Here is a 26,330-nt window from a genome sequence, read left to right on the forward strand (position 1 = left end):
TGTGAATAATCGATTTTTACCATTTTGAAGATAAAATTCGATGACTTGTTGTTTGAAAGATTGATTGTATTTAGTCATAAAAAAATCTGCACCTTAGTGAGTTGGCTGTTTAGTCCAACTTTTGGGGGGCAGATCATAATGAATGAGGCTGACAACCAAAATTCAAAATATAGGAGGAGAAATCATGGCAAGTAGTTCCAATGACGATTTAAGTCGATCACACACAAAGTGGAACTGTAAGTACCATATTGTGTTTATCCCCAAATATAGACGAAAAGCGATCTATGAGAAGTTGCGGGTAGATTGTTATTTTTAGCTATTCCACTTTCGAGCCTTTAAGTAATTTTCGCATCCAAGTACGATTTGGACTAAGTGCCTGCCAAATATCTTCACTGATTGGCACAGGCTCTTGGCAAATCAAGCTTGCTAACATCTCGCCTAACAATGGCGCAGTAGTTAAGCCTCGAGAAGAAAGCCCGTTTACCAGATATAGATTTTCAAAGTTTGTCGCTTTTTCGACCGCTTGTTTACGGCGTAATTGATTATACACATTCTGATATTGCGCCTTTTGTGCAATAAAATCAGGCATTTGTCCTACCATTGGCACACGATCTCGCAATGCTGCTCGCACCCCCTGTTTTGCCAAGTTCTGTGAAAGATCAATAGGTTGTACCCAATCACAAGCGGTCAAATTTTGCTGAAGTTTTGCAATATTCTCATGGTGTTCTTCCAAGGAAAAATGCGTTTCTGCATTATCTCGCACATGGCTAGCGCCAATACAATGCGTATTGAGTTTAGAAGCAGGGGTTAAATAACCGTCATAACAAACCACACATTTTAGCTTTTGCAATGCTGGCGTAGTCGGAATTTGGCTCACTTGCCCGCGTACGGGATAAAGCGGAATACCTTGTGCCTGTTGGAATTGAGTAAGCGTATGTCCATTTGCTAAGACTAAAATTTCATGGCTAAAGTTTTCGCCATTATGTTGCCACTGCCACTTCCCTTCACAAAATTTTGGATCTTTCACTTCGTGATTTAACACAATTTGCAATCCTTTGGTTTGCAAATAAGCAAAGGTGCCTTGCACAAATTGAATCGGTGATAACCAACCACTTTGTGGCATAAATGCCCCGCCCTGTGGTACTTCTAAACCAATTTTTTCGCTTAATTCTGCCGCATCACATAGCTTAAACAAGCTATCATCATTGGTTTGTAGCGCCATTTTTTCTAATTTTTTGGCCGTTTTTTCATTATAGGCGTACAACGCTACCCCAGTTAAGCCATGTTCAAATGCCACAAGCGGTCTAATTTGCGCCAAACGCTGCAAAGCATAATCAAAGCAATGCACATAAAAACGAATATTGCGTGAATCATCATCGCTCAATTGCGGGTAAATCGCCCCCTGTAAATTTCCCGAAGCATTTTGCGCTACGGCATTATCCTTACAATATAGAGTAACCTTTTTATCTTTTTCAATTAGCGATAACGCTACAAATAAACTTGCTACACCGCCACCGACAATCGCAATATCTACTGCCTGCGGTTCACGTTGCATATAAAAATACGGATAATTAATCTGTACATTTATATTTTGATACGGTTTCTCTCCCCATAGCATTTCTCGCTTCTTAGCAAAGCCTTTGCGTTTTTTTACTTCAAACCCAACCGCTTGTAAGCCTTTTCTCACCGCACTCGCTGCGGTAAAAGTGGCAAAACTTCCGCCATTTTTCGTTAAACGAAACATTTGGCGATAAAGGTTTTCATTCCACATTTCAGGATTTTTATCGGGTGAGAAGCCATCTAAAAACCACGCGTCAACCTGATTCGCATACAAATCACCTAGTTGCGGTAAGTTATCCGACATATCACCAAACCAAAGATCTAAATAAATTTGTCCGAAATGATAACGCTGGCAGCCTGTTTGACGAGGTTGCCAACAAGCGGTCATTTTTTGTGAAAAGTTTGCAAATTGAGGGTAATTGACGTGAATAGTTGCCAATTGCTCAGAAGTAAGTGGAAATTTTTCAAAGGAAATAAAATATAAACGTTTAAGTTTATGAGTAGGAAATTCGCTTAAAAATTGTTGGAATTTATCCGCTGCCGCTAAAAAATTTAGTCCTGTACCAAAGCCTGTTTCAGCGATCACGAAAGATTCATTATTATGTGTTTGCCATTTCTGCCAAAGCTGATTGCCGTCTTGAAACACATAGTAACTTTCTTCAAGACCGTCTTGCGTAGAGAAATAAATATCGTCGAATTGTTCAGAAACAGGGGTGTTATTTGAATTGAAAGAAAGCGATGCAAAACTGAGTTTGTTCATAATATTTACCACCAAAAAACAGAAAGCACGGAAAGTTAGCGATAACCTTCTGTGCTTTCCGTGCTTTTCTACCGTAACAGATTAAAAGATATTGTATGCGAAGATCACGATCATACCTAACGCTGCTACAACAGTCATCATTGAATAACCTAAAGTACCCATTTTTTCCTCTCCTAGTTAAGAATTATTGTTTGAAGTCTATCATACTTCTTATGCTTTGAGAATTTTATCGGCACAAGCGGTCAATTTTTCCAGTGATTTTACCCCTTTACTTTGTTCCACACCCGAATTTAAGTCCACGCCTAAACAACCTTGCGCTAACGCTAGCTCAATATTTTCAGGCGAAATACCACCCGCCAGAATAGCTTTTTGCTTGAGTTCGATGGGAATCAGCACCCAATTAAAGGTTTTTCCTGTTCCGCCTTGTTGATTGCCTACTTTGCTATCTAACACATAGCGAGCAACAAGCGGGTTATCTTGAAAAGCGAAATGCTCACTTACCACATCAACTGATAATGCACGCCAAATTTGTGTTTTTCCACCCAATTTTTCCGAAAGTTCAGCAATATAGGTTTCATCTTCATCACCGTGTAACTGCACTGCATACAATTTAAGCTGTGTTGCAATTTTTTCAACAAATTCGACCGCTTGATTTTGAAATACGCCCACATAACGTAACGGTGCATTCACCACTAGCTCTTGCGCTTGGCGTAATGATAATTGACGAGGCGAATTTTCTGCAAAAATTAAACCGCCATATAAAAAGCCTTTTTCATATACCGCTTTTACATCCTGTGTACGAGTTAAACCACATACTTTATTTTCACCAAAAATAACCGAACGCACCGCATTATTTAGATCATGACTGCCCATTAAGCTACTGCCAATCAAAAAGGCGTGCGCAAATGGTTTGATCGCTTTTACTTGAGCGTGATTATAAATACCCGATTCTGAAATCAAACGAACATCTGTTGGAATTTGCGTTTGATATTTCTCAACCAGCTGAACAATGCGATTCATATCAATGCTAAGTGTATGTAAATCTCGGTTATTCACCCCGATCACCTTAGCTCCCAATGCTAGCGCCCGTTCAAATTCTTGCTCGGTGCTGGTTTCAGTTAAAACTCCCATGCCTAAACTGTGTGCTAAATCGGCTAGTGTGCGATAAGTTTCGTCATTCAGTACCGATAACATCAATAAAATCGCATCTGCATTGGCATAACGAGCCAAATACACTTGATAAGGCGAAATCATGAAATCTTTGCATAAAATAGGTTGGGTGGTTTGGCGTTTCACTTGATCGATATAACGGAAATCGCCTTGGAAATACTGTTCATCAGTCAACACTGAAATCGCAGTTGCATAATTTTTATAAACTTGCGCAATCGCATCTAAATCAAATTCAGCACGAATCAAACCTTTAGAAGGCGAGGCTTTTTTACATTCGAGAATATAAGCTGGAATTTGGTGGGAAGCGCGTGCGAGTGCCGCATAAAAATCACGATCTGCACGCACAATTTGTTCTTGAAACTGGGAAAGAGGCAATGCTTTTTGTTTTTTTTCTACCCAAATGGCTTTGTCTTGTACGATTTTTTGAAGAATAGTTGGTTGATTTTGCATATTTCCCCTTTTGATTATGAATTGGTTGATAACACAGATGATGATAGAATACGGCACTTATTTTTATTTATCAATGAATTATCATGAAAACCAAAGTTAAACAACACTTAACCGATTTAGAAATTGCTTTGCGTACCCATAAGCAATGGGAGGCTGTTGCGCCAAGCCTACAGGATTTAGCCAATGATCAGCCATTTTGCCTCGGAACATTGAGCCCAACTCAATGGCTACAATGGATTTTTATCCCTCGAATGTTAGCTATTTTAGACGCGAATGCAGATTTACCCCGTAATTTTTCGATCACACCTTATTTGGAAGAAGCATTAAAAGATGAAAGCTATTTACAGGCTATTCATCAACCTGTATTACTGCTTGAGCAATTATTAAAAGACTAAAGCGTGATGGAACTTCAAATTTTATATCGTGATGAAGAACTGATTGCGATCAACAAGCCTGCTGGCATGCTTGTGCATCGCTCTTGGTTGGATAAGCATGAAACGCAATTTGCGATGCAAACATTGCGAGATCAAATCGGGCAACACGTGTTTCCGATTCACCGTTTAGATCGCCCGACTTCGGGCGTTTTATTGTTTGCACTCAATAGTGAAATGGCTCGCTTTATGAGCGAACAGTTTGAACAGCACCGAATGGAAAAAGGTTATTTAGCGGTAGTGCGAGGCTATTTGCTTGAGCAAGGCGAAATTGATTATCCATTGAAAGTGATTTTAGACAAAATTGCCGATAAATTTTCGCAACCTAAAGAAGCCCAACAAGCGGTCACTTTTTACCAAAATCTTGCAAATGTTGAAATGCCATACCCTGCGGGTAAACATCAAACCGCGCGTTATAGTTTGGTGGAATTATTGCCTAAAACGGGGCGAAAACATCAGCTACGCCGCCATATGAAGCATTTGTTTCACCCGATTATGGGCGATACCAAATATGGTGATTTACACCAAAACCGTGCGCTTACGGAACATACAGGCTGTGATCGATTAATGCTACATTCGCATTTTTTACGTTTTACTCATCCTAAAACAGCGCAAAAAATTGAGATTTTTGCACCGCTTGATAGCCAGTGGCAAAATCTCTTTACAAAATTTAACTGGAATTTTACTCATTTCTATTAGACATCAAGGAAATCGTATGGATAATGCTCTACTTTCTTTAACTCATGAACAGCAACAAGCTGCTGTAGAACAAATTCAGGAATTGATGGCGCAAGGCGTAAGTAGCGGTGAAGCAATTCAAATTGTTGCTAACCGTTTAAGAGAAGCGCATCAAAGAAATACCTCGGAGAACAAATAAAATGAAAAAGTTATTAACGATTGCCCTCACGGCTATGAGCGCTTCAGTTTATGCGAATATCCCAGCAGTAAACACTCAGCCAATGCTTCGAATGCATGTGCTGGATATGAGCAATAGCGTACCAAGCGCTATAGCGAGCAATCAGCTTTCACTTAGCAAAAAGCATCAACTTTGCTGGCGTGCATTTAATATGCCATTTAAAGCAAGCAATGAAGTAATTGAAGTGTTACAAGCGCCTTCAACCTTAAAAGTAACCTCTAAAGAAGGCAACGTTATATCAGCCACCGATAAACAAACTCACAGAATTACAACATTAATGAACAGCTCAAATCATGAGTATTTAGATAAATGTTGGATCTTTGAAAAAACTGATCCAACAGGCAAATATAGTTTAACTGTTCAAGTGAATGATATTATTTTCCCACCACAATATTTTGAAGTCGTTAAATAACCAAAACGCCACTGGCTCAGTCAGTGGTGTTTATTTTTAGAGGCTTAAACGTTGCTCAATTTTAGCTAAATTAGCTTCAAAATAAGCTTTGCTTATTAAATAATTCTGGGCGGATTCCCAATCGCTTAGCGCAAGCCCCGATAACTGATTAAAACGAGCTAACAGTTCAGCATCTGGCTCTGCCGAGCGAATATAATCAGCGAGTTGTTGTAACAACGCCTCGCCTGAACTGTTTGCTAGCAGTTCGGTAATTTGTTGTTTGAATTTAACCGCTTGCCCAACCAAATAACCTCGTTGTGCTTTGCTTAAATTGCTAAACCACATACCATTTTCAACAGGAATTTGTTTGAGAAGTAACAGCAAATCATTGAGCGTACCACTTTTCAGCTCTAGCTCTAATTCACAAATGGCTTCCGAACCAAAACCGTTCTTAATTTCGCCTTGATCCAACGCCACTTCAATTTGTGATTGATTGAGTGCAATCAGCCATTTACGGCGAGTAAAATCAGTACTAAAGATTGACTCCAGCTGTTGTGCGATTTGCTCTGCCTGTGGTATTTGCAAATTAAAGTGCGAATTTAACCGCTTAAAATCAGGCTGATAGCTATCCACTGCTAAATTATATTCAGGGCGAATATGTAGCCCATCAATAATTTCACCTTTAGTTTTCAATGTCATTTCATATTGTTGGTTATGGTTGCGCACCCGTAAGCCCATTTTTTGCTGTGCAAAAAACTGATCTGGCGTATCAAAATAGGTATTGCCTAATATATCGGTAGCTTGTGCTAATACATTTTGTTGGTTCAACCAATTCGCCAAACCTTCAACATTTTCCGCAGTAAGCATGATTTTTAGCTCAATTTCATTTTCCATTAAGGTATCCTATTTATTTAGTTGTATAATTTGTCTTAAAACAGTTATTCTATTTTAGCAACTTACACCCTATTCGAAAAATGTTTAACAAAATCCAAAACAAACTGCATAAATTTGTACAACGAGGTTTAAATAATCATCTGCGTCTTGCCATAACGGGTTTAAGCCGTAGCGGTAAAACTGCATTTATCACTAGCCTCGTTGATCAACTATTGCATATCAATAAAGACAGCCATGCTCACGTCAATTTATTTGCTGCAGCCAGAAATGGACAAATCCTTTCCGTGAAGCGAGTGGAACAAGGCGATCTGACTATTCCTCGTTTTGAATATGATAAAAATCGCCAATGTTTAGAAACCGATCCGCCAGTATGGGCTCCTTCTACCACGGGAATTAGTGAAATTCGCTTGGCAATTCGCTACCAGCACCAATCTGGCATGCTCAAACATTTAAAAGAAACAGGCACACTCTATTTAGATATTTTTGATTACCCTGGTGAATGGCTATTAGATTTACCATTGCTCTCACAATCATTCCAAGCATGGTCTCAAGCGCAACAGCTGATGCATAAAGGAAAACGTGCCGAGCTAGCGCAGCCGTGGCTACAAGCGGTCAAAAAACTCGATCTTTTTGCAAAAGCAGATGAAAACCAACTTGCAGAATTAAGTGAAATTTACACCGCTTATCTCTTGGAATGTAAGCAAGCAGGAATGCAATATATTCAACCAGGGCGCTTTGTGTTACCGACCGAAAACAATAAAGGCGCACCTGTATTTCAGTTTTTTCCGTTGTTAGATCTCAGTGAAGCCGATTGGCAGAAACTTGCAAACTCGCCTGAAAATAGTACGTTTCATATGCTCCAAAAACGCTATCATCAATATCAGCAAAAAATTGTTAAACCGTTTTACCAAAACTATTTTTCTCAATTTGATCGCCAAGTAATTTTAGCTGATTGTTTAACACCACTGAATTACGGACTAGATGCATTTTTAGAAATGAAAATTGGCTTGCAACAGTTATTCAAACACTTTCATTATGGCAATCGCTCGCTGTTTCATCGCTTATTTTCCTCAAATATTGATAAATTACTCTTTGTAGCGACCAAGGCTGATCATATTACCAGTAATCAATTGCCTAATTTAGAAAGTTTAATGCGCCAATTGGCGCAAGAAGGGGGACGTTATGCGGCGTTCGAAGGTATTGAAACAGGCTACCATGCCATTTCAGCAATTCGTGCGACCGATCCTGTTGTGGTAACTCAAAACGGTTCACAAATTAAAGCGATTCGAGGCATCCGTTCTAGCGACAAAAAGCAAGTAACGCTCTACCCTGGTACAGTCCCGAGCCGCTTGCCTGATAGCAATTATTGGCAATTTAATCAATTTGAATTCGACCAATTTGACCCCAAACCACTCAACTTTGCAGAGCCTATTCCACATTTGCGGATGGATGCGGTATTGCAATTTTTATTAGCAGATATGTTTGAGTAGATAAACGACTAGCATAAAAAAGCACGTACCTAAAATAGAATAATACGTGCTTTTACTTTATCTTTTATATTTTCTATATATTAGCCATCCAATTGGTATACCGACTAAACTTAATATAAAGTTAATCCAATTATAGTGAAAAATTTCATGTCCTGGATAATAGAATGTTATAATAGAAAATTGAATAAGGTGAATAAAAACACATATAAAATATGTGTAAATAACTAAAAATAACGTTTTTTTTCCATCTTATAGTCTGTTTTCTACAAACTAAAAACATATAAACTAATATTATCCAAGACAATAATGATATACCCCTGTACTGACCTGATATAATCATAAATAAATAATGAGTAGCTACATATAAATATAAAAAAAAGAATAAAAAATCCACAGAATCATCATACTTTCCTAAAAATTTCGATAAAATGCCTCACTGACTTCTATAGAAATTGGCTCTACCCAATTATCTTTAATCTCATAACTTGTTCCATTGGGGGTCCATTCACCTGGTAAAATATTAAAAATATCATAAGGATCAGTAAACTTATCATAGAAAGCTTAACCTTTTTAATTCTATCTTCTAAATCTTTTATTTTATCTGTTAGTTTTTTAGATAAATTAATTAATGGTACATATCGTTCAATATTATTTGGATTGTCGGCAATCTTCCGCGCAAAATTAAAGAAACTGCCATCTATAGTCTAAATTTTACACAAAAATAACAAAATAAAATGTGATTTACCTCACAAAACACACATTACCATCACTTTCTTTACAAAAAGAAAGTAAATCTGGACGATTTTCCACACTTGTTGTTCACTGTTCGGCTGCTTTGCGGTAGAATCTAAAAAATTTTTCTCACTCTTTTTAAATTATGGCAAAAAAACCAAAAGTGGCTTCAAATACGATTGCATTAAATAAACGTGCTCGTCATGAATATTTTATCGAAGAAGAAATTGAAGCAGGCTTAGAATTACAAGGCTGGGAAGTAAAATCCCTTCGGGCTGGCAAAGCAAATATCGGTGATAGTTATGTGACTTTTCGTAACGGTGAAGCGTTTCTATTCGGCGCAACCATCACCCCCCTAAATATGGCTTCAACTCACATTGTGTGTGATCCAATTCGTACCCGTAAATTACTACTAAATAAACGTGAACTAGACTCGCTATTTGGTAAAATCAATCGTGAAGGTATGACTGTGGTAGCGCTTTCAATCTACTGGAAAAATGCATGGGCAAAAGTCAAAATCGGTGTGGCAAAAGGTAAAAAACTGCACGATAAACGTGAAGACATCAAAGACCGTGAATGGCAGGTTGCAAAACAGCGTATTATGAAAAATGCAAATCGTGGCTAACTTTCAAAAAGTTCACCTATCTTTTTAAATTTTAGGCTTCAACTTTCTTTGTTTGAAGCTGTTATCAATTAAGGAATAAAAAATGATCGACCAAAATCTTCTTCGCACTAATTTAGATGATATTGCCAATACACTTAAAGTGAAACGTGGGTTTAGTTTAGATGTAGAACGTGTAAAAACCTTAGAAGAACAACGCAAAACACTTCAAGTAAAAACGGAAACATTACAAGCAGAACGTAACGCTCGCTCAAAAAATATTGGAGCGGCAAAAGCGCGTGGCGAAGATATTTCTGCATTACTTGCTGAAGTAGATAATATGGGCAACGAGTTAAACGAAGCAAAAGTCGCATTGGATCAAGTACAGGCTGAGATTCGTGATTTACTCTTATCTGTGCCAAATTTACCTGCGGATGAAGTACCATTAGGTAAAGATGATAGCGAAAACCAAGAAATTTCACGTTGGGGCGAACCTCGCCAATTTGATTTTGAAGTGAAAGATCATGTTGCATTAGGCGAAGCATTAGACGGTTTAGATTTTGCTGCAGGAGTAAAATTAACTGCAAGCCGTTTTGTGGTAATGAAAGGAAAACTTGCTCGTTTACACCGTGCGCTATCACAATTTATGTTAGATCTTCACACCGAGCAACATGGCTATGTTGAAACTAACGTACCATTTTTAGTAAATCATGATACCCTGTTCGGTACAGGTCAATTACCAAAATTCGGTGAAGATTTATTCCACACTCAGCCATTAACTGGTCAGGATCCAAACGAAGCTCAGCGCCCATTCAGCTTAATTCCAACTGCTGAAGTACCTGTGACTAACTTAGTACGTGATGAGATCATTGATGAAGACAGCTTACCATTACGTTATACCGCACATACGCCGTGCTTCCGTTCAGAAGCTGGCTCTTATGGTCGTGATACCCGTGGTTTAATTCGTATGCATCAGTTTGAAAAAGTGGAAATGGTACAAATTGTAGCACCAGAAAAATCAATGGAAGCGCTTGAAGAATTAACAGGTCATGCTGAGAAAGTGTTACAACTTTTAGGTTTACCATACCGCAAAGTATTACTCTGCACAGGCGATATGGGCTTTGGTTCAGCAAAAACTTATGATTTAGAAGTATGGCTACCTGCACAAAATACTTACCGTGAAATTTCTTCTTGCTCAAATATGTGGGACTTCCAAGCACGCCGTATGTCTGCGCGTTGCAAAGCAAAAGGCGATAAGAAAACACGTTTAGTACATACTTTAAATGGCTCTGGTTTAGCGGTTGGTCGTACTTTAGTAGCGGTACTTGAAAACTACCAAAATGCAGACGGTTCAATCACTGTACCTGAAGTATTACGTCCATATATGGGCGGTATGGAAGTGATTACTGCTTAATTTCTTTCCATTCTATACTTTAAGCATAGCGGTCAAATTTGCAAAATTTTTCGCATTTATGCAATAGATATAGTGTTTTTGTGCCTGGGCGGATCGATGTGTCCGCCCAGGTTATACCCCAATTTGCCCAATTGATTTTCTGAATTTTTCAGGCTAGCTATCAGCTCGCGCTTCCTTTTGATTGCTCATTTATTTAGCTTTACTTCATATCAAAATCATCACTTTTCCCGTATTTTAGCTACACGCTCAAAAAACAAACCACTCAAAAAGTTCTGTAAAGTTATATAAATTGGTTGATCTAAATCAACATTTATAATATAAAAAAGAGATAAACTTTGTATGCTTCAAGGCGGAGGTCTTACCTTAAGGAAATTATACCTCCAGCGCCAAAAACAGAGAAATGACAATTTCATAATAAAAGTCAGTAGACTCTATAATTACTTCCGATATTTTTGGCGCTTATTTTACTTTTTAAATTGATCTTACACAGGAATTAATAATGTTTTCACTAATTATGTTCGCAGTAACTCTTGGAGCCATTTGGTACTGCGTGGCTAAATTTTTTCCCATAAAAAGTAATGATAAATTTCTGCTCCATACTTTTAGTGGATCATTAGGATTGTCTATGGCAACTATCCTACTTTGCATGCTCCAAGCAAAAAGTGAAGTAAATACGAATACCTCATCTCAAACAATTATTCCTCAAGCAATGGTTTACACCCAAACAACTGCGCAATCACTGATTCAAAATACACCAACTCAAGCTTATTTAAGTAATAGTATGGCGACCCCTCTATCAACAGATACTGACGAAAACACAGCACATATCACTATTCGTTCATCTTATTCGTCAAATCACATAGACAAAATTAATAAAGAGCAATCCGTATCTCGTTTAGCCACACATGAAACCGAAAAATCTAAACGCACAGTACAATCAAAAAATAAACACGCCATCGCGCGACAAAATTTAGAAAAAGAAATTCGCTCTGTAAATGCGTCTTCAAAATCAGCAAAACAGGAAGAGTGATGCCGATTCATTTACAGTTAATTAATCTATTCAAAATAGATAATCATTATTATTGGGAACTTTCTAACGTAGTTTGTGCTTTAAGAAATGAACACTAGCATTTTTAGACTGGTACAAGCCCTTACCTTTGTAATTCAGCTTATTAAATACTGATGAAAATGCTATTCTTTTTTACCTACTTTTATAGGAAATTTTATTTTGTTTATTCTTGATGTCATGTTTTTAAGCGCGCTTGGTTATTGCATTTATTTAGCAATTTGCAATTAAATCATTTTTGCTTTCGAATGTTCTGTAAAGACAGAATATTACGAAATCACAAATTCACTCTCCGCTGCTTTTTGATTTATCAAAGGGCATTGTTTTTTATACAAAGTTGTAAAAAATCCCTAAAATCCCACCGCTTTCCATTCAAAAAAAGGCATTTTTACGGTATGCTAGACACAATTTTTTCGATAAGTTTTAAAGGTCAAAATTTATGCAACAACAATATAACCCAAGTGCAATAGAGCCAAAAGTTCAGCAATTCTGGGAAACAAATAAAGTTTTTAAAGCTGTAAAAGATGTTACAAAAGAGAAATACTATTGCCTTTCAATGTTACCTTACCCATCAGGCAAACTGCATATGGGTCACGTGCGTAACTATACTATCGGTGACGTAGTTTCTCGTTATCAGCGTATGATCGGTAAAAATGTATTACAACCAATGGGTTGGGATGCATTTGGCTTACCCGCAGAAGGTGCTGCAGTAAAAAACAATACTGCACCTGCTAAATGGACATACGAAAACATTGAATATATGAAAGGTCAGCTAAAAATGCTGGGCTTTTCGTATGATTGGGATCGTGAAGTAACGACTTGCCGTCCAGAATACTACAAATGGGAACAATGGTTCTTCACTGAACTTTATAAAAAAGGCTTAGTGTACAAAAAAACTTCAACAGTAAACTGGTGTCCGAATGATGAAACCGTACTGGCAAATGAGCAAGTACACGAAGGTTGTTGCTGGCGTTGTGATACGCCTGTAGAACAGCGTGAAATCCCACAGTGGTTTATTAAAATTACAGATTACGCTGAAGAATTATTAACCCACTTAGATAATCTTCCACAATGGCCTGATCAAGTAAAAACCATGCAACGTAACTGGATCGGTCGTTCTGAAGGGGTTGAAATCACGTTCAAAATTGCAGGTTCAAACGCTAAATTACCTGTTTACACAACTCGCCCAGACACATTCTTTGGTGTGAGTTATGTAGCCGTTGCAGCCGCACACCCATTAGCCGAATTAGCAGCAGAAAATAACCCTGCATTGGCAGAATTTATCCGTGAAGCGAAAAATACCAAAGTTGCTGAAGCAGAGCTTGCAACAATGGAGAAAAAAGGTATGCCAACAGGCTTATTTGCTATTCATCCATTAACAGGTAAAGAAGTACCCGTTTGGGTCGCAAACTTTGTGTTAATGCACTACGGTACAGGTGCAGTAATGGCAGTGCCTGCACATGATGAACGTGACTTTGAGTTCGCTCAAAAATACAGCTTGCCAATTAATCAAGTCATTACACCGCTTGATGGCTCTGAATGGGATTTCAATAAAGCAGCTTACACTGAACACGGCAAATTAATTAATTCAGCAGAGTTTGATGGCTTAGATTTTGATAAAGCATTTAACGCGATTTCGGATAAATTAGAAACCATGCATGTAGGTAAACGTCAAGTGAATTTCCGCTTGCGTGACTGGGGCGTATCTCGTCAACGCTATTGGGGGGCGCCAATTCCAATGATGACGACAGAAGATGGCGAAGTGGTAACCGTGCCATTAAAAGATTTACCAGTAATTTTGCCAGAAGATGTGGTAATGAATGGTGTTCAAAGCCCAATTAAAGCAGATCCTGAGTGGGCAAAAACCACTTACAATGGCAAACCTGCATTAAAAGAAACTGATACTTTTGATACCTTTATGGAATCATCGTGGTATTACGCACGCTATACTTGCCCACAATATCATGAAGGTATGTTAGACAGTGATGAAGCAAATTACTGGCTACCAGTGGATCAATATATCGGTGGTATTGAGCACGCGACTATGCACTTGCTCTACTTCCGTTTCTTCCACAAATTATTGCGTGATGCGGGTATCTTAAATTCTGACGAACCAGCCACCAAACTATTATGTCAAGGTATGGTGCTTGCAGATGCGTTCTACTATACCAGCCCAACTAACGAGCGTATTTGGGTTAGCCCAACACAAGTAACGTTAGAACGTGATGAAAAAGGTCGTATCATCAAAGCAACCGATCCTGAAGGTCGTGAACTCGTACACAGCGGCATGACCAAAATGTCGAAATCTAAAAATAACGGTATCGACCCACAAGAAATGGTAGAAAAATACGGTGCAGATACGGTGCGTTTATTCATGATGTTCGCATCACCTGTGGAAATGACTCTTGAATGGCAAGAGTCAGGAGTTGAAGGCGCAAAACGTTTCTTAGGTCGTGTTTGGAATTTAGTATATGAATACAACCAAAACCCAGCAACAGAAGCATTAAATGTTGCTACGTTAAGCAAAGCCCAAAAAGAGCTTCGCCGTGATGTACACAAAACTATTGCTAAAGTATCGGATGATATCGGTCGTCGTCAAACGTTCAATACCGCAATTGCAGCGATCATGGAACTGATGAACAAATTGACCAAAGCACCACTTGCAGATGCACAAGACAAAGCGATCATGGCGGAAGCATTAAGTGCAGTAGTGCGTATGCTTTACCCAATCACGCCACATATCTGTTTCGAATTATGGCAAGCTCTTGGCAACCAAGATACTATCGACTTTGCACCATGGGTTATTGCTGATGAATCAGCTATGGTGGAAGATGAGAAACTAGTTGTTGTACAGGTAAACGGTAAAGTGCGTGGTAAAGTAACCGTTTCTGCAACAGCAACCGAAGATGAAGTCAAAGCGATTGCGAAAGCCGATGCAAACGTAGCGAAATTCTTAGAAGGCGTAGATATCATTAAAGAAATCTATGTACCATATAAGATGCTAAGTTTTGCGGTAAAAGCATAGTAACAGTAGGGGCGAACTGTGTTCGCCCTTTATGGTGAATATTACGGAAATGGGCGTCTCGTCCCTCTACAATCCTATTTCGATTGGAGTTCCCAATGTTAAAAAAACTTTCTCTTTTAGCTATTTTCGGTTTAACCGCTTGTGGTTGGCACTTCAAAAATAACGAAGTATTACCCCAAGAGCTTCGTACCCTTACTTTTGAAAGCGCTGATCAACATAGTGATATGTCTCGAACATTGCGCCAACAACTTCAACTTAACGATGTGGAATTAGTTTCAACAACAGAAGGGGTAGCTAAACTACGTTTAGTAGGTGTATCAAGCGAAAGCAAAGTAGTTTCAGTGTTTAAACAAGCACATGAAGCAGAAAAAATTCTTACACTAAATGTACAAGCGATTGTTGATATACCGAAAAAAGGTGCATATCCACTAGAGGTTTCTGTTCACCGAACATTCTTTGATGACTCTCGTGCTGCTTTAGCGAAATCAGCTGAACAAGAGATGATTATGAAAGATATGTTTGAACAGGCGTCTCGCCAATTGATTATCAAAATGGCTGGCTTACATAAAGAATTAAATCAAGCTAAATAATTCACTAACCATAGATAACACGGATTTTCACGAAACAAGCGGTCAAATTTTTACTAAATTTTGCCACTCAGCAATCCGTGTTTATCCGTGTAATCCATGGTTTTCTATATGCAAAAAATTTTTCCTGAAGCACTTCCTAGCGTTTTATCAAAATCACTCTCTCCTTTCTACCTGCTAACAGGTAACGATTTATTGCTGCTTAATGAAACCAAAGATCAGATCGTGCAAGCGGCTCAAGCTGCCGATTTTGATGAAAAACAAGATGTTAATATTGCAGCAGACACAAAATGGGACGATTTATTTGAGGCAGCGCAATCCAACGGGCTATTCTTCAATCGCCAAATTATTATCCTAAATTTGCCTGAAACCCCAACCGCAATCCAAATGAAAAAGGTTGCTGAACTGTGTAATTTTAGCCATTCCGATCTGCTATTAATTATTTGTTTGCCCAAATTTAGTAAGGCAATGGAAAAACAAGCATGGTTTACACAAATCGCATCACAAACGGTACAAATCAATTGCCAAACGCCTGAAATAAGCAAATTACCCAACTGGCTTTCCAATCGAGCGAAAGCAATGTCGTTACAAGTTGAGCCAGAGGCGATTCAATTGCTTTGCTATAGCTATGAAGGTAATTTATTGGCATTAAAGCAGGCATTACAAATGCTTCAACTACGCTTTAATGATGGAAAAATTTCGCTCTCTCGTGCAAAAGAAATAGTGGAACAATCTGCACAATTCTCACCATTTCAATGGATTGATGCACTGTTAGAAGGTAAGATTGCCCGTGCAGAACGTATTTTAAAACACCTACAAAATGAAGAAATGCAGCCTGTGGTATTGCTTCGAATTATCCAAAAAGAATTATTAGTGCTGTTAGAACTCACTCGTGCACCACGGCCAATTACAAACAGTCATCAACCTTTATTTATCGGTAATTTGCGCGCAGAATTTGACCGTTTAAAAATATGGCAAAATCGTCGCCCATTTTATCAGGCAGCAGTACACCGCCTAACTTACCAAAGGCTTTATCGACTGATTCAAAAATTGGCGGAATTAGAAAAGAAAGTAAAACAAGAATTTAGTGATGAGATTTGGTTAGAATTAGAGCGGTTTTCTACCCATTTTGCCTAGCTAAATCAGAACTATGGAAGCCAGTACAAGCGGTTGAATCTTCGTGAATAGTTACAATTGGCTTCCATAAATAGCACCGCAATTAATAATGACCTTCTAAATCAGCACTCATTAGATCATTTTCCACCGCAGCTATGCGTTTCTCTTCATTTGCCCACTCGCCTAAATCAATTAATTGACAACGTTCACTACAAAATGGGCGATACTTACTTTCGGGCTTCCAAACTACTTCTTGGTTACAAGTTGGGCAATTTACGATGATTTCTGACATTGGCTTTCCTTACTTTTGGCTAACTCTAAATAATGTTGATGTAATTCTGATACTTGCATTTTTATCTTCTCACCCCCTTGTTCTAACGGCATATTATTTTCAATAACATCATCCGCATAACGGAGGCGCTCTGCTCTACTCACTTGAGAAGCCATAATATTTTTAATGATTTCGATTTTATTTTGATCTCGCTTACTTGCTCGCTCAAGCTGAATTGAAGCATCAACATCAATTACTAACACTCGATCACAAATTTCAATCAAATTATTTTCAATGAGTAACGGCACAACAAATAATAGATACGGAGCGCTACATTGCTGAATTTGTTGCAACATTTCTTGGCGAATAGCTGGATGTAGCAAATTATTTAACCAGTGCTTCTCTTGCGATTGATTAAAAATGATTTGGCGCAACCTTGCTCGATCTAATGAGCCATTCTCTGCCAAAATATCAACCCCAAAATGTTCAACAATTTTATCCAATAAAGGCGAACCTTTTGCAACAACCTGACGAGCAACAATATCGGCATCAATTAGTGGTACACCTAACTCAGCAAATAAGTTTGCAATCGTTGTTTTACCGCTACCGATCCCCCCCGTTAAACCAACAACATATGTCATTTGTGATTTCCTAACATTCGTTAAGCAAAATAATTAAAGATAAATTTTATCAATAATCTGCACGAAAGTCGAAAAAGTAAGGAAAGGAATAAAAGGCAATTTGGTTAAGCTATGTTTAATGATCGCTTTATAAGCAAAATAATAAATACAGCCAGATAAGCAAGCGAATAAGATAAGCTGCAACATGCTCTCTACACTAAATAAAGGAGAAATAGATATGATAACTAAGCTATCTCCCACACCAAAAACCTCTTTTTTACAACACCATTGCGAACCATATTGCAAACAGATAAAAAAGAGTAAACAACCTAACAAACTATCGATATGTGGCATGATAGGCTCATAAGCTAACACTAACACAAATAACGTAACGATATAGCGAATATCCGTTAAATAATAACAATAATCCAATACACTCAAAAACAGTAAAATCATTAATATAAAAGCTAAAATGGCTGAAGGGAAATAGTAGCTGATGCATGGGAAGGCAACAAAAAAGCTATTAGCCCAACGGCTTTGCTTTGGTTGTAGTTGAGAATGGTGTAGAAAATAATCGTAATTATGACTTGGTTGTAACAAGCTACTATATTCCTGATATACCTGTTGGTTAATATGATGAGCAAACATCTTTATCGCTCGTTTGCACCAAATGGCAAATCCAAACGCAGAGCATACTACAAAAAATCGATAAAATTCGACCGCTTCCATTATACTAAAGCCCCCAAATCAAAAATAGGTAAGTAAAGACCAATTAAGATTGTGCCAATGATACCCCCCATGAACAACATTAACATCGGCTCAAACAGCTGGGAAAGTAACTCGATTTGATGATCTAATTGTTGCTGATAAATATCGCTGATATGTATGCACATTTCAGCTAAACTAGCACTTTTTTCGGCTATCGAAATCATTTGCACCATCTGTGAACTAAATACAGAAGAACTTAATCCTTCTGAAAATTTATAGCCTTGTTTTAATAATGATAAACTAAGTTGCACCTGTGTTTGTAAAACCTTATCGGGCATTTTCTCTGATAAAAATGCTTTTAACGCACTCTCTAAATGAATATGAGCACTTAACATCAGCGCCAGATTTTGCGTAAAAAATATAATTCGAGAATAACGTGTAATACGGTCCAAAAACGGAAAATGAGACAATAGATACATTTGGCAAGCGGTCAAATTTACGTATTTTTTTGCAAATAGCAGAAAACTCACCACAATACTAAATAACACAAATAGCCATATCAACCCCTGTTGTTGTAAAGTGTCAGAAAGGTAAAATAACACAGCTGTTAGCCACGGCAATTTTTGTGCTTTATCCAAATATAGTTCGGCGAATTGTGGCACAATAAATAACAATAAACCCAATGTCAGCAAGCAAGAAATCACTAACACAATAAGCGGATAGAACATTACTTTTTTAACTTTCCTTGCTAATTTTTCTGACTGACTACGGGCTTTGGCAATATTCGTTAACACTAAACCTAGCTTGCCACTTTTTTCTCCAATACGAATTAATTGGATTTCTTGTTTAGAAAAATAACAGTTAAGTTTTTCCATACTTGCTGAAAAGCTGTAACCCGAATTAATTAACGCATTTAGATTAAGTAACCATTGATATAATTTGATATTTGTGCAGTTTTCTTGCTGCATCACGAGAGCTTGTTTGAAGGGAATTGCCGCATTAATTAATAAGGCAAGCTGAGTAAAAAACTGGGTAATTTCTTCTGATTTAGGTTGCTTTGGAAAACTAAAATTACGCTGAATATGGATATTTTGATAGCCTTTTGCCAGTAGTTTTTGTTCTACTTCAGATGCATTTTGAGCTAATAAAATACCGCGCTGTACTTGTTGAAAACGATTCTTCGCTCTCCAATGAAATTCAAAAATATTAAACATCGCCTAACACTCGTTTTACTTCTTCAATTGTGGTTATATTAGCTATAAGTTTCTGTTCTGCGCTTGCGCGTAAATTGTCATAATCTAAATAAGCGGTTGATTTTTCAAAAGTTTTTCCTTGTTTTACTAAAAGCTGATAAATACCTGTTCGCCCTCTATATCCTTGATAACAATGTTCACATCCTGTCCCATGACATTTAGTACAACGTTTGCGTAATAGGCGTTGTGCAATGATTAATTGTAGTGAATTACTAAGCTCATATTCTTTAATTCCCAATTGCAATAAGCGCTCAATTGCAGAGGGCGCATCATTAGTATGCAAAGTCGATAAAACTAAATGCCCTGTTTGTGCAGCTCTTAAAGCAATTTCAGCTGTTTCTTTATCTCGAATTTCACCTAACATAATGATGTCGGGATCTTGGCGTAAAAATGTCCTTAATAATTGACTAAAGTCTAACTGAATAGCGCGATTAACTTGCGTTTGAATAATCCCTTCTATTTCAATCTCGATTGGATCTTCTGCTGTCAGAATATGTCTTTCACTATTATTTAAATAATTTAACGCACTATATAACGTAATGCTTTTTCCGCTACCTGTGGGCCCTGTAACCAGAATCAAACCTTGAGGCTGATGTAATCCATTAAGTAATAGTTGCTTCTGCGTTTCTGAAAAACCTAAATCTATAAAATCAAAATGAGTAGGTTTATTTTTCTGTAGGCGTAATACCATTTTTTCACCTAAATTGGTGGGTAAACTAGAAACACGAAAATCTAATGTTTCAGCCGCCATTGTTTTAAAATTAAATTGTCCATCTTGTGGTAAACGTGTTTCATTAATATCTAATTTAGCTAATAATTTCAGCCTTGTAATAATTCGATTTGCTAAATTAAAAGATAAACGTTTATAAATATGCAATACACCATCAATGCGTAAGCGAATCAATAATTTTTCTTTTTGAGGTTCGAAATGAATATCTGAAGCATTTTGCTTTAAGCAAAACTTAAATAATTTATCTAAAATTTGAATAATAGGATCATTAAGATTCAGCGGTTCACCATTATCTTGTGTTTGATAATTTAGCTCTGTTTCTTCATATAACGTTTGTTGTTCTGGAGAAAGCTGGTTTAGTAAATATTTCAACTCATCAGAGGAAATCAATACAGGTTCAATTGCTTTATGTGCAATAAATGCAAAAATTTCACAAGCACTTAAATTATTCATATCATCTATTGCTAGCCATAATGTATGCTCATTTTCTTGAATCGGTATTGCTAAATAACGTAATAAAATATGTTTCTCATCACAATTTTTTTGCCACAACAATTCTGATATTTCAAATACTTGTTGGCTATTCATGTCACAAACTGAATACTGCATATGATTTCCTCCTGATTCTGTTATTCCGAACAGAAATTAGCAGGGAATAAACTTTTATCCTCTCCAATACAAGTTGTTTTCCAAGTTAATGTTTTATTTGAATAATCTGGCGTTAGCATATATCCATATCCCTCAACACTGCCTTTACCATTTACGGTAATTGCCCCCGAAACAACCAATATTGAAGCAAGATATTTTGAATTTTTAATATCATCGCCATTTTTGATCCCATTCGTACCGCTGGCACAATTTTTGGTATCTCCCGTGTTATAGATACAAATTTCTACATCCGTTTTATAAGCCGAAGATGCGGCCAACAATTCTGATAACGCTGCTTTTTTAGTGTAATTATTGTAAGAAGGGATCGCGACAGTAGCTAAAATAGCGATGATCGCAATCACGATCATCAATTCAATTAAAGTAAATGCGCGCTGGATAGATTTAGTCATTAATTTCATGTTATAAGTCCTTTAGTTCATCACGCAATATTGCGCCTTATTAGTTTGCGGACTGTTTATAATCAATGCGATAACCGAACATCAAATTCTCGATCTAGATCGCAAAAACAAATTCACACCTGTTTATTTACTCAGTATATTTTGCTATGATTTTAACGATTTAAATCAGATAGAGGTTAAAATGGCAAAGGCACCAAAAACTGCTTATGTATGCAATGATTGTGGCGCAGAATATTCTCGTTGGATGGGACAATGCAAAGAGTGCAAAGCATGGAATACGATTAGCGAAGTTCGCTTAATTTCAAGTAAAGAATCAAACAAAAATGACCGCTTCAGTGGCTATGCAGGCGAAACATCAGGTAAAGTGCAAACGCTCTCTGAAATCAGCTTGCAAGAAGTTCCTCGCTTTAGTAGTGGCTTTAATGAGCTCGATCGTGTACTTGGCGGAGGTGTAGTACCTGGCTCTGCAATTTTAATCGGCGGTCACCCTGGCGCAGGCAAATCAACCTTACTACTGCAAGTGATGTGTGGCTTATCAAAAGCGTTGCCCACTTTGTATGTCACAGGTGAAGAATCACTACAACAAGTCGCTATGCGAGCTAACCGCTTAGGTTTGCCAACCGATAATCTAAAAATGCTTTCGGAAACGTCTGTTGAGCATATTTGCAATATCGCTGATCAAGAAAAACCTAAATTGATGGTCATCGATTCTATTCAGGTAATGCATTTATCTGATATTCAATCATCCCCTGGTTCCGTTGCTCAAGTAAGAGAATGTGCATCATTTCTGACTCGCTATGCCAAAACACGTCAAGTTGCCATTATTATGGTTGGGCACGTCACTAAAGACGGCACGCTAGCAGGTCCTAAAGTGTTAGAACATGCCATTGATGCCTCATTATTATTAGAAGGAGAATCCGATTCTCGTTTTAGAACACTACGAAGCCAAAAGAACCGATTTGGAGCAGTCAATGAACTTGGGGTTTTTGCAATGACTGAACAAGGTCTGCGTGAAGTAAAAAACCCATCAGCAATCTTCCTTAGTCGTAGCGATGGATTAGTTTCAGGCAGTTCTGTAATGGTACTTTGGGAAGGAACTCGGCCGTTATTAGTCGAAATTCAGGCACTTGTTGATCATTCAATGTTAGCAAATCCTCGCCGTGTTGCCGTTGGTTTAGATCACAATCGTTTATCATTACTACTTGCGGTGCTCCATCGACATGGTGGTTTACAAATGTCTGATCAAGATGTTTTTGTGAATGTCGTTGGTGGCGTTAAAGTGACGGAAACCAGTGCGGATCTCGCCTTGATTTTAGCGCTTATCTCAAGTTTTAGAAATCGCCCATTGCCTCAAGACTTGGTGATTTTTGGTGAAGTTGGGCTTGCAGGAGAAATTCGCCCTGTACCAAGTGGTCAAGAACGTATCAGCGAGGCCGCAAAGCATGGTTTTAGACGTGCAATTGTACCATTTGGAAATATGCCTAAAAAACCTATAAAAGATATGGAAGTGATTGGAGTTAAAAAATTAAGCGATGCACTAGATGCGCTGGGTAATTTATAATATAACAAACAACACTTTGTTAGAAATGAACCTCTTTGTTCAATAGGAATTATTTATGTTAATGCAAATAACACTTTCACAACAAGAAGCCCCTGTACAATGGGGTAAAAATGCCATTTTGTCAGCAAACGAACAAGGGATGACAATTCACTTACAAAAAGATCCGCTGACGACTATCCAAAAAGCAGCACGTAAAATTAAAAACCAAGACATATTAAATGTTGCCCTCATAGGTCGTGAATGGAAATTAGAAGAATGTTGGGCATTCCATCAAGGCTTTGTCAGTGTGCGCAATACAGGAGCTGTCAGTTATCCTGATTTAGCGGAACAACAAGCCGAATTTGACGCCCGTATACAGTGCTCAAACTTTACTCGCTCATTAATCAATGAATCCTCTGAAACACTTACACCAGAAAAGTTGGCACAAAAAGCTGCAGAATTTATTACGCAACAAGCTGAAAAATATCTTGGTAAAAATACCGTATCTTCAGAAATTATTACTGGAGAGGCCTTAAAGCAACAAGGTTATCACGGAATTTGGACTGTGGGTAAAGGCTCTGCAAATCAACCTGCATTGTTAAAACTTGATTTCAACCCAACGGGTGATGTAAATGCGCCCATTCTCGCTTGTTTAGTGGGGAAAGGAATTACTTTTGATACTGGTGGTTATAGCCTTAAACCAAGTGACTCAATGAGCACGATGCGTACCGATATGGGAGGGGCAGCATTACTAACAGGAGCATTAGGCTTTGCAATTAGTCGAGGCTTAACACAACGTGTGAAGCTCTACCTATGCTGTGCGGAAAATATGGTAAGTAGCACTGCGTTTAAGTTAGGTGATATTATCCACTATCGCAACGGTGTGAGTGCAGAAGTATTGAATACCGATGCGGAAGGACGTTTAGTGCTTGCAGATGGTTTAATTGAAGCAAGCGAACAACAAGCACAATTTATTATTGATGCAGCAACGCTTACAGGCGCAGCCAAAGTAGCGGTCGGAAATGACTACCATTCAGTATTATCTATGGACAATCAATTAGTAGCAAGTTTATTCAGTGCAGCTCAAGCTGAAAATGAACCATTTTGGCGCTTGCCTTTTGAAGAATTTCACCGTTCGCAGATTTCTTCTTCATTTGCTGATATTGCAAATATCGGATCAGTGCCTGTTGGTGCTGGCGCAAGTACAGCTACCGCATTTTTATCTTACTTTGTTAAAGATTATACAAATAACTGGCTACATATTGATGCCTCAGCTACATTCCGTAAAAATGCAAGTGATTTATGGGCAGTGGGTGCAACAGGATTAGGCGTAAAAACCTTAGCTCATTTGCTTTTGTCTAAATAAACTTTTTGTAAAATTACAGCAAAATTCGACCGCTTGTTTGGCTGAAACAAGCGGTTTTATTTCACTTTGTGTATAATAGCGTCTATCAACTCTATTTGCTATTAGGAATAACGATGAATTACTTAGCCAGCGCAAACGAAACACTTAGCCTTTATACCCAAGCAATTAACCAACTTAATCAACGTTTAGACACAACATTTAATCAAGCAATTGAAATGATTTTAAACTGCAAAGGACGTGTTGTTGTCGCAGGTATCGGTAAATCTGGTTTAGTAGGACAAAAAATGGTTGCAACTTTCGCATCAACTGGTACACCAAGTTTTTACTTACATCCTACGGAAGCCTTTCATGGGGATCTGGGGATGCTAAAACCTATTGATATTGTCATTTTGATCTCAAATAGCGGAGAAACAGATGATGTAATTAAATTGCTTCCAAGTCTAAAAGGTTTTGGTAATAAAATTATTGCGATGACGAGTAACCCTAATTCGACGCTTGCTCAACACGCTAACTTAATTCTTGATATCAGTGTTGAACGAGAAGCCTGCCCAAATAATCTTGCCCCAACTACCTCTACCCTCGTGACTATGGCGCTGGGCGATGCGCTTGCAATTGCATTAATCAATGCTCGAGGCTTTAAAGCGGAAGATTTTGCTCGTTTCCACCCAGGTGGTAGCTTAGGTAAAAAACTGCTCAATAAAGTAAAAGATGTAATGCAAACTAAACTACCAATTGTACAACCTGATGCAGATTTTAGTACCATTTTAATGGTAATGAATGAAGGTAGAATGGGGGTTGCTTTGATTATGCAAGGCGAGGAATTAAAAGGCATTATCACCGATGGTGATATTCGTCGTACACTGGCTAAATTTGGTTCAGAAAGCCTTAGCAAAACCGCAGAACAAATTATGTCCAAACATCCGAAAACCATTTCAGACAACACATACTTAGCTAAAGCCGAAGAAATGATGAAAGAATTGCACATTCACTCCTTAATCGCACTCAACAGTGAAGGGAAAGTATCGGGTATTATGGAATTTTCAAGTTAAAAAAAGGAATTACGTGGCAAAATCAAATTACATTACCCGCAGTGGTTGGCAAACTTTAGATCAAGAACTTAAATTTCTGTGGAAAGAAGAACGCCCAAAAGTTACTCAAGCCGTTTCAGAAGCGGCAGCTTTGGGCGATCGTAGCGAAAATGCCGAATATATCTATGGTAAGCGACGTTTACGCGAAATCGATCGTCGAGTGCGTTTTTTATCTAAACGCTTAGAAGTACTACAAATCGTTGATTATCACTCTAAACAAGAAGGCAAAGTCTTTTTTGGCGCATGGGTTGAGCTGGAGAATGAACAGGGCGAAGCGAGACAATATCGTATTGTTGGTTGCGATGAATTTGATCCAGCTAAAAATTGGATTTCGATTGATTCCCCCGTTGCTAGAGCATTAATCGGCAAAGAGGTTGATGACGAAATCAAAGTTGAAACACCACTAGGTAAAAGTCTACTATATATTAATAAAATTTGGTATGAAAACGAAAATCTATACTAGCGAAACTATGTTTTGTAGCAGATAACAAGCGGTCATTTTTAAGATACATTTTACAACTTATATAAAATATATTTTCAATTTTAGTTTATAAAACATTTAATCAATAAAAGAGAGTAAATAAATTAATAAATATCACTTTATAATTAAACACATAAAGATATATATTTTGTAAATAATATTAATTATTAATTAAAAAAAACAAATAAACAATAATACACTCACTTTGCTTTCAAAAGCAAGTAATCATATAAATAATTATTTTAAAATAAAAGGAGACAAATTATGTCCAATTATGTAAAAGTGAAAAGTACTGATGGTATTGATTATACTGTAAATGGTGCTGCAGGTTTATATCTACAAAAAGTTAGCGATAAAGTAATCTTATATCCAAAAAATAGGCGATGGTGCAAATATTTATTTCCCAGAAGGCTTAAGTGTAAATGTAGCTAGCTACGATGAAGTCATTACCAAATTAAAATATATCAAATCCCCGTTAATAACGGGGGGGGGGGGGTTTTAAAAAAAAAATATAAAAATTAATTTTTATATTTAAAAAAAATTTTAATATAATTTTTTTTTTAAACATATTTTAATTTAAAATAATTTAGACAATGGTGGGTT

General features: G+C 37.5%; 24 protein-coding genes and 1 pseudogene. 16 read left to right on the top strand and 9 right to left on the bottom strand.

Annotation, left to right across the window (positions count from 1 at the left end; translation table 11 throughout):
* Nucleotides 1–184 precede the first annotated feature (184 nt).
* A pseudogene (locus F8M47_RS05405) lies at nucleotides 185–304 on the top strand (transposase); the annotation flags it as partial.
* Nucleotides 305–316: 12 nt separating this feature from the next.
* On the opposite strand, the gene mnmC reads toward F8M47_RS05405, so the two are convergent.
* Together mnmC and trpCF are read right to left on the bottom strand one after the other, a co-directional pair.
* Nucleotides 317–2,320 carry a bifunctional tRNA (5-methylaminomethyl-2-thiouridine)(34)-methyltransferase MnmC2/FAD-dependent 5-carboxymethylaminomethyl-2-thiouridine(34) oxidoreductase MnmC1 gene (gene mnmC / locus F8M47_RS05410; RefSeq protein WP_150539152.1) on the bottom strand — a complete coding sequence of 668 codons (2,004 nt, stop codon included), beginning with the start codon at nucleotides 2,318–2,320 and terminating at the stop codon, nucleotides 317–319.
* A gap of 210 nt (nucleotides 2,321–2,530) precedes the next feature.
* Nucleotides 2,531–3,940: a bifunctional indole-3-glycerol-phosphate synthase TrpC/phosphoribosylanthranilate isomerase TrpF gene (trpCF, locus tag F8M47_RS05415; RefSeq protein ID WP_150539153.1), complete on the bottom strand. Its 1,410-nt coding sequence runs from the start codon at nucleotides 3,938–3,940 to the stop codon at nucleotides 2,531–2,533.
* An 83-nt stretch (nucleotides 3,941–4,023) separates the two neighbouring features.
* Between trpCF and F8M47_RS05420 the strand changes: the two genes are divergently transcribed.
* From F8M47_RS05420 to F8M47_RS05435, 4 genes are read left to right on the top strand one after another with little or no spacing between them, the layout of a single operon-like run.
* Nucleotides 4,024–4,335, top strand: a complete 312-nt coding sequence (locus F8M47_RS05420; RefSeq protein ID WP_150539154.1) for a YqcC family protein — start codon at nucleotides 4,024–4,026, stop codon at nucleotides 4,333–4,335.
* Nucleotides 4,336–4,341: 6 nt separating this feature from the next.
* Nucleotides 4,342–5,070 carry a tRNA pseudouridine(65) synthase TruC gene (truC, locus tag F8M47_RS05425; RefSeq protein ID WP_150539155.1) on the top strand — a complete coding sequence of 243 codons (729 nt, stop codon included), beginning with the start codon at nucleotides 4,342–4,344 and terminating at the stop codon, nucleotides 5,068–5,070.
* Between the two features lie 16 nt (nucleotides 5,071–5,086).
* The gene (locus F8M47_RS05430; RefSeq protein WP_150539156.1) at nucleotides 5,087–5,248 is read left to right on the top strand and encodes a YoaH family protein; all 162 of its coding nucleotides are present in this window, start codon (nucleotides 5,087–5,089) and stop codon (nucleotides 5,246–5,248) included.
* Between the two features lies 1 nt (nucleotide 5,249).
* Nucleotides 5,250–5,699: a hypothetical protein gene (locus F8M47_RS05435; RefSeq protein WP_150539157.1), complete on the top strand. Its 450-nt coding sequence runs from the start codon at nucleotides 5,250–5,252 to the stop codon at nucleotides 5,697–5,699.
* Between the two features lie 36 nt (nucleotides 5,700–5,735).
* Here the strand turns inward: F8M47_RS05435 and F8M47_RS05440 are convergent, their stop codons facing one another.
* Nucleotides 5,736–6,572 carry a CYTH domain-containing protein gene (locus F8M47_RS05440; RefSeq protein WP_150539158.1) on the bottom strand — a complete coding sequence of 279 codons (837 nt, stop codon included), beginning with the start codon at nucleotides 6,570–6,572 and terminating at the stop codon, nucleotides 5,736–5,738.
* 80 nt (nucleotides 6,573–6,652) lie between these two features.
* On the opposite strand from F8M47_RS05440, the gene F8M47_RS05445 reads away from it, so the two are divergent.
* The 7 genes from F8M47_RS05445 to holA all read left to right on the top strand — a co-directional run bounded on the left by F8M47_RS05445 (nucleotide 6,653) and on the right by holA (nucleotide 16,624).
* Complete coding sequence (locus F8M47_RS05445) at nucleotides 6,653–8,062, top strand: YcjX family GTP-binding protein (protein WP_150539159.1); 1,410 nt, start codon at nucleotides 6,653–6,655, stop codon at nucleotides 8,060–8,062.
* Nucleotides 8,063–8,939: 877 nt separating this feature from the next.
* Nucleotides 8,940–9,419: an SsrA-binding protein SmpB gene (gene smpB, locus F8M47_RS05450; RefSeq protein ID WP_150539160.1), complete on the top strand. Its 480-nt coding sequence runs from the start codon at nucleotides 8,940–8,942 to the stop codon at nucleotides 9,417–9,419.
* Between the two features lie 82 nt (nucleotides 9,420–9,501).
* A complete protein-coding gene (gene serS, locus F8M47_RS05455; protein ID WP_150539161.1) occupies nucleotides 9,502–10,809 on the top strand; it encodes a serine--tRNA ligase in 1,308 nt (435 codons plus the stop codon).
* A gap of 625 nt (nucleotides 10,810–11,434) precedes the next feature.
* On the top strand, nucleotides 11,435–11,839 hold the full coding sequence (locus tag F8M47_RS05460; protein ID WP_150539162.1) for a hypothetical protein: 405 nt from the start codon (nucleotides 11,435–11,437) through the stop codon (nucleotides 11,837–11,839).
* Between the two features lie 475 nt (nucleotides 11,840–12,314).
* A complete protein-coding gene (gene leuS, locus F8M47_RS05465) occupies nucleotides 12,315–14,900 on the top strand; it encodes a leucine--tRNA ligase (RefSeq protein ID WP_150539163.1) in 2,586 nt (861 codons plus the stop codon).
* Nucleotides 14,901–14,995: 95 nt separating this feature from the next.
* The gene (locus F8M47_RS05470) at nucleotides 14,996–15,490 is read left to right on the top strand and encodes an LPS-assembly lipoprotein LptE (protein WP_150539164.1); all 495 of its coding nucleotides are present in this window, start codon (nucleotides 14,996–14,998) and stop codon (nucleotides 15,488–15,490) included.
* A gap of 108 nt (nucleotides 15,491–15,598) precedes the next feature.
* The gene (gene holA, locus F8M47_RS05475; protein WP_150539165.1) at nucleotides 15,599–16,624 is read left to right on the top strand and encodes a DNA polymerase III subunit delta; all 1,026 of its coding nucleotides are present in this window, start codon (nucleotides 15,599–15,601) and stop codon (nucleotides 16,622–16,624) included.
* 82 nt (nucleotides 16,625–16,706) lie between these two features.
* On the opposite strand, the gene yacG is transcribed toward holA, so the two are convergent.
* The 6 genes from yacG to F8M47_RS05505 all read right to left on the bottom strand — a co-directional run bounded on the left by yacG (nucleotide 16,707) and on the right by F8M47_RS05505 (nucleotide 21,252).
* Nucleotides 16,707–16,895, bottom strand: a complete 189-nt coding sequence (gene yacG / locus F8M47_RS05480; protein ID WP_150539166.1) for a DNA gyrase inhibitor YacG — start codon at nucleotides 16,893–16,895, stop codon at nucleotides 16,707–16,709.
* Nucleotides 16,877–17,515, bottom strand: a complete 639-nt coding sequence (gene coaE, locus F8M47_RS05485; RefSeq protein WP_150539167.1) for a dephospho-CoA kinase — start codon at nucleotides 17,513–17,515, stop codon at nucleotides 16,877–16,879. The genes yacG and coaE overlap by 19 nt, the downstream gene beginning before the upstream one ends.
* A 33-nt stretch (nucleotides 17,516–17,548) precedes the next feature.
* Nucleotides 17,549–18,142 (bottom strand): A24 family peptidase, encoded by a 594-nt coding sequence (locus F8M47_RS05490; RefSeq protein ID WP_244298074.1) that lies wholly within the window; start codon nucleotides 18,140–18,142, stop codon nucleotides 17,549–17,551.
* A gap of 80 nt (nucleotides 18,143–18,222) precedes the next feature.
* Nucleotides 18,223–19,416: a type II secretion system F family protein gene (locus tag F8M47_RS05495; protein WP_150539169.1), complete on the bottom strand. Its 1,194-nt coding sequence runs from the start codon at nucleotides 19,414–19,416 to the stop codon at nucleotides 18,223–18,225.
* Nucleotides 19,409–20,794 carry a GspE/PulE family protein gene (locus F8M47_RS05500; protein WP_150539170.1) on the bottom strand — a complete coding sequence of 462 codons (1,386 nt, stop codon included), beginning with the start codon at nucleotides 20,792–20,794 and terminating at the stop codon, nucleotides 19,409–19,411. The genes F8M47_RS05495 and F8M47_RS05500 overlap by 8 nt, the downstream gene beginning before the upstream one ends.
* A gap of 20 nt (nucleotides 20,795–20,814) precedes the next feature.
* A complete protein-coding gene (locus F8M47_RS05505) occupies nucleotides 20,815–21,252 on the bottom strand; it encodes a pilin (protein ID WP_150539171.1) in 438 nt (145 codons plus the stop codon).
* Between the two features lie 181 nt (nucleotides 21,253–21,433).
* On the opposite strand from F8M47_RS05505, the gene radA reads away from it, so the two are divergent.
* The 4 genes from radA (at nucleotide 21,434) to greB (ending at nucleotide 25,709) form a co-directional block, all read left to right on the top strand.
* A complete protein-coding gene (gene radA / locus F8M47_RS05510) occupies nucleotides 21,434–22,813 on the top strand; it encodes a DNA repair protein RadA (protein ID WP_150539172.1) in 1,380 nt (459 codons plus the stop codon).
* 61 nt (nucleotides 22,814–22,874) lie between these two features.
* The gene (pepB, locus tag F8M47_RS05515; protein WP_167509600.1) at nucleotides 22,875–24,158 is read left to right on the top strand and encodes an aminopeptidase PepB; all 1,284 of its coding nucleotides are present in this window, start codon (nucleotides 22,875–22,877) and stop codon (nucleotides 24,156–24,158) included.
* Between the two features lie 113 nt (nucleotides 24,159–24,271).
* Nucleotides 24,272–25,207, top strand: coding sequence for a KpsF/GutQ family sugar-phosphate isomerase (locus F8M47_RS05520; protein WP_150539174.1), 936 nt, complete (start codon nucleotides 24,272–24,274; stop codon nucleotides 25,205–25,207).
* Between the two features lie 13 nt (nucleotides 25,208–25,220).
* Nucleotides 25,221–25,709: a transcription elongation factor GreB gene (gene greB, locus F8M47_RS05525; protein ID WP_150539175.1), complete on the top strand. Its 489-nt coding sequence runs from the start codon at nucleotides 25,221–25,223 to the stop codon at nucleotides 25,707–25,709.
* Nucleotides 25,710–26,330: the final 621 nt, after the last annotated feature.

Origin of the sequence: Actinobacillus vicugnae (assembly GCF_901687125.1) — a bacterium.
Taxonomy (GTDB): Bacteria; Pseudomonadota; Gammaproteobacteria; order Enterobacterales; family Pasteurellaceae; genus Actinobacillus; species Actinobacillus vicugnae.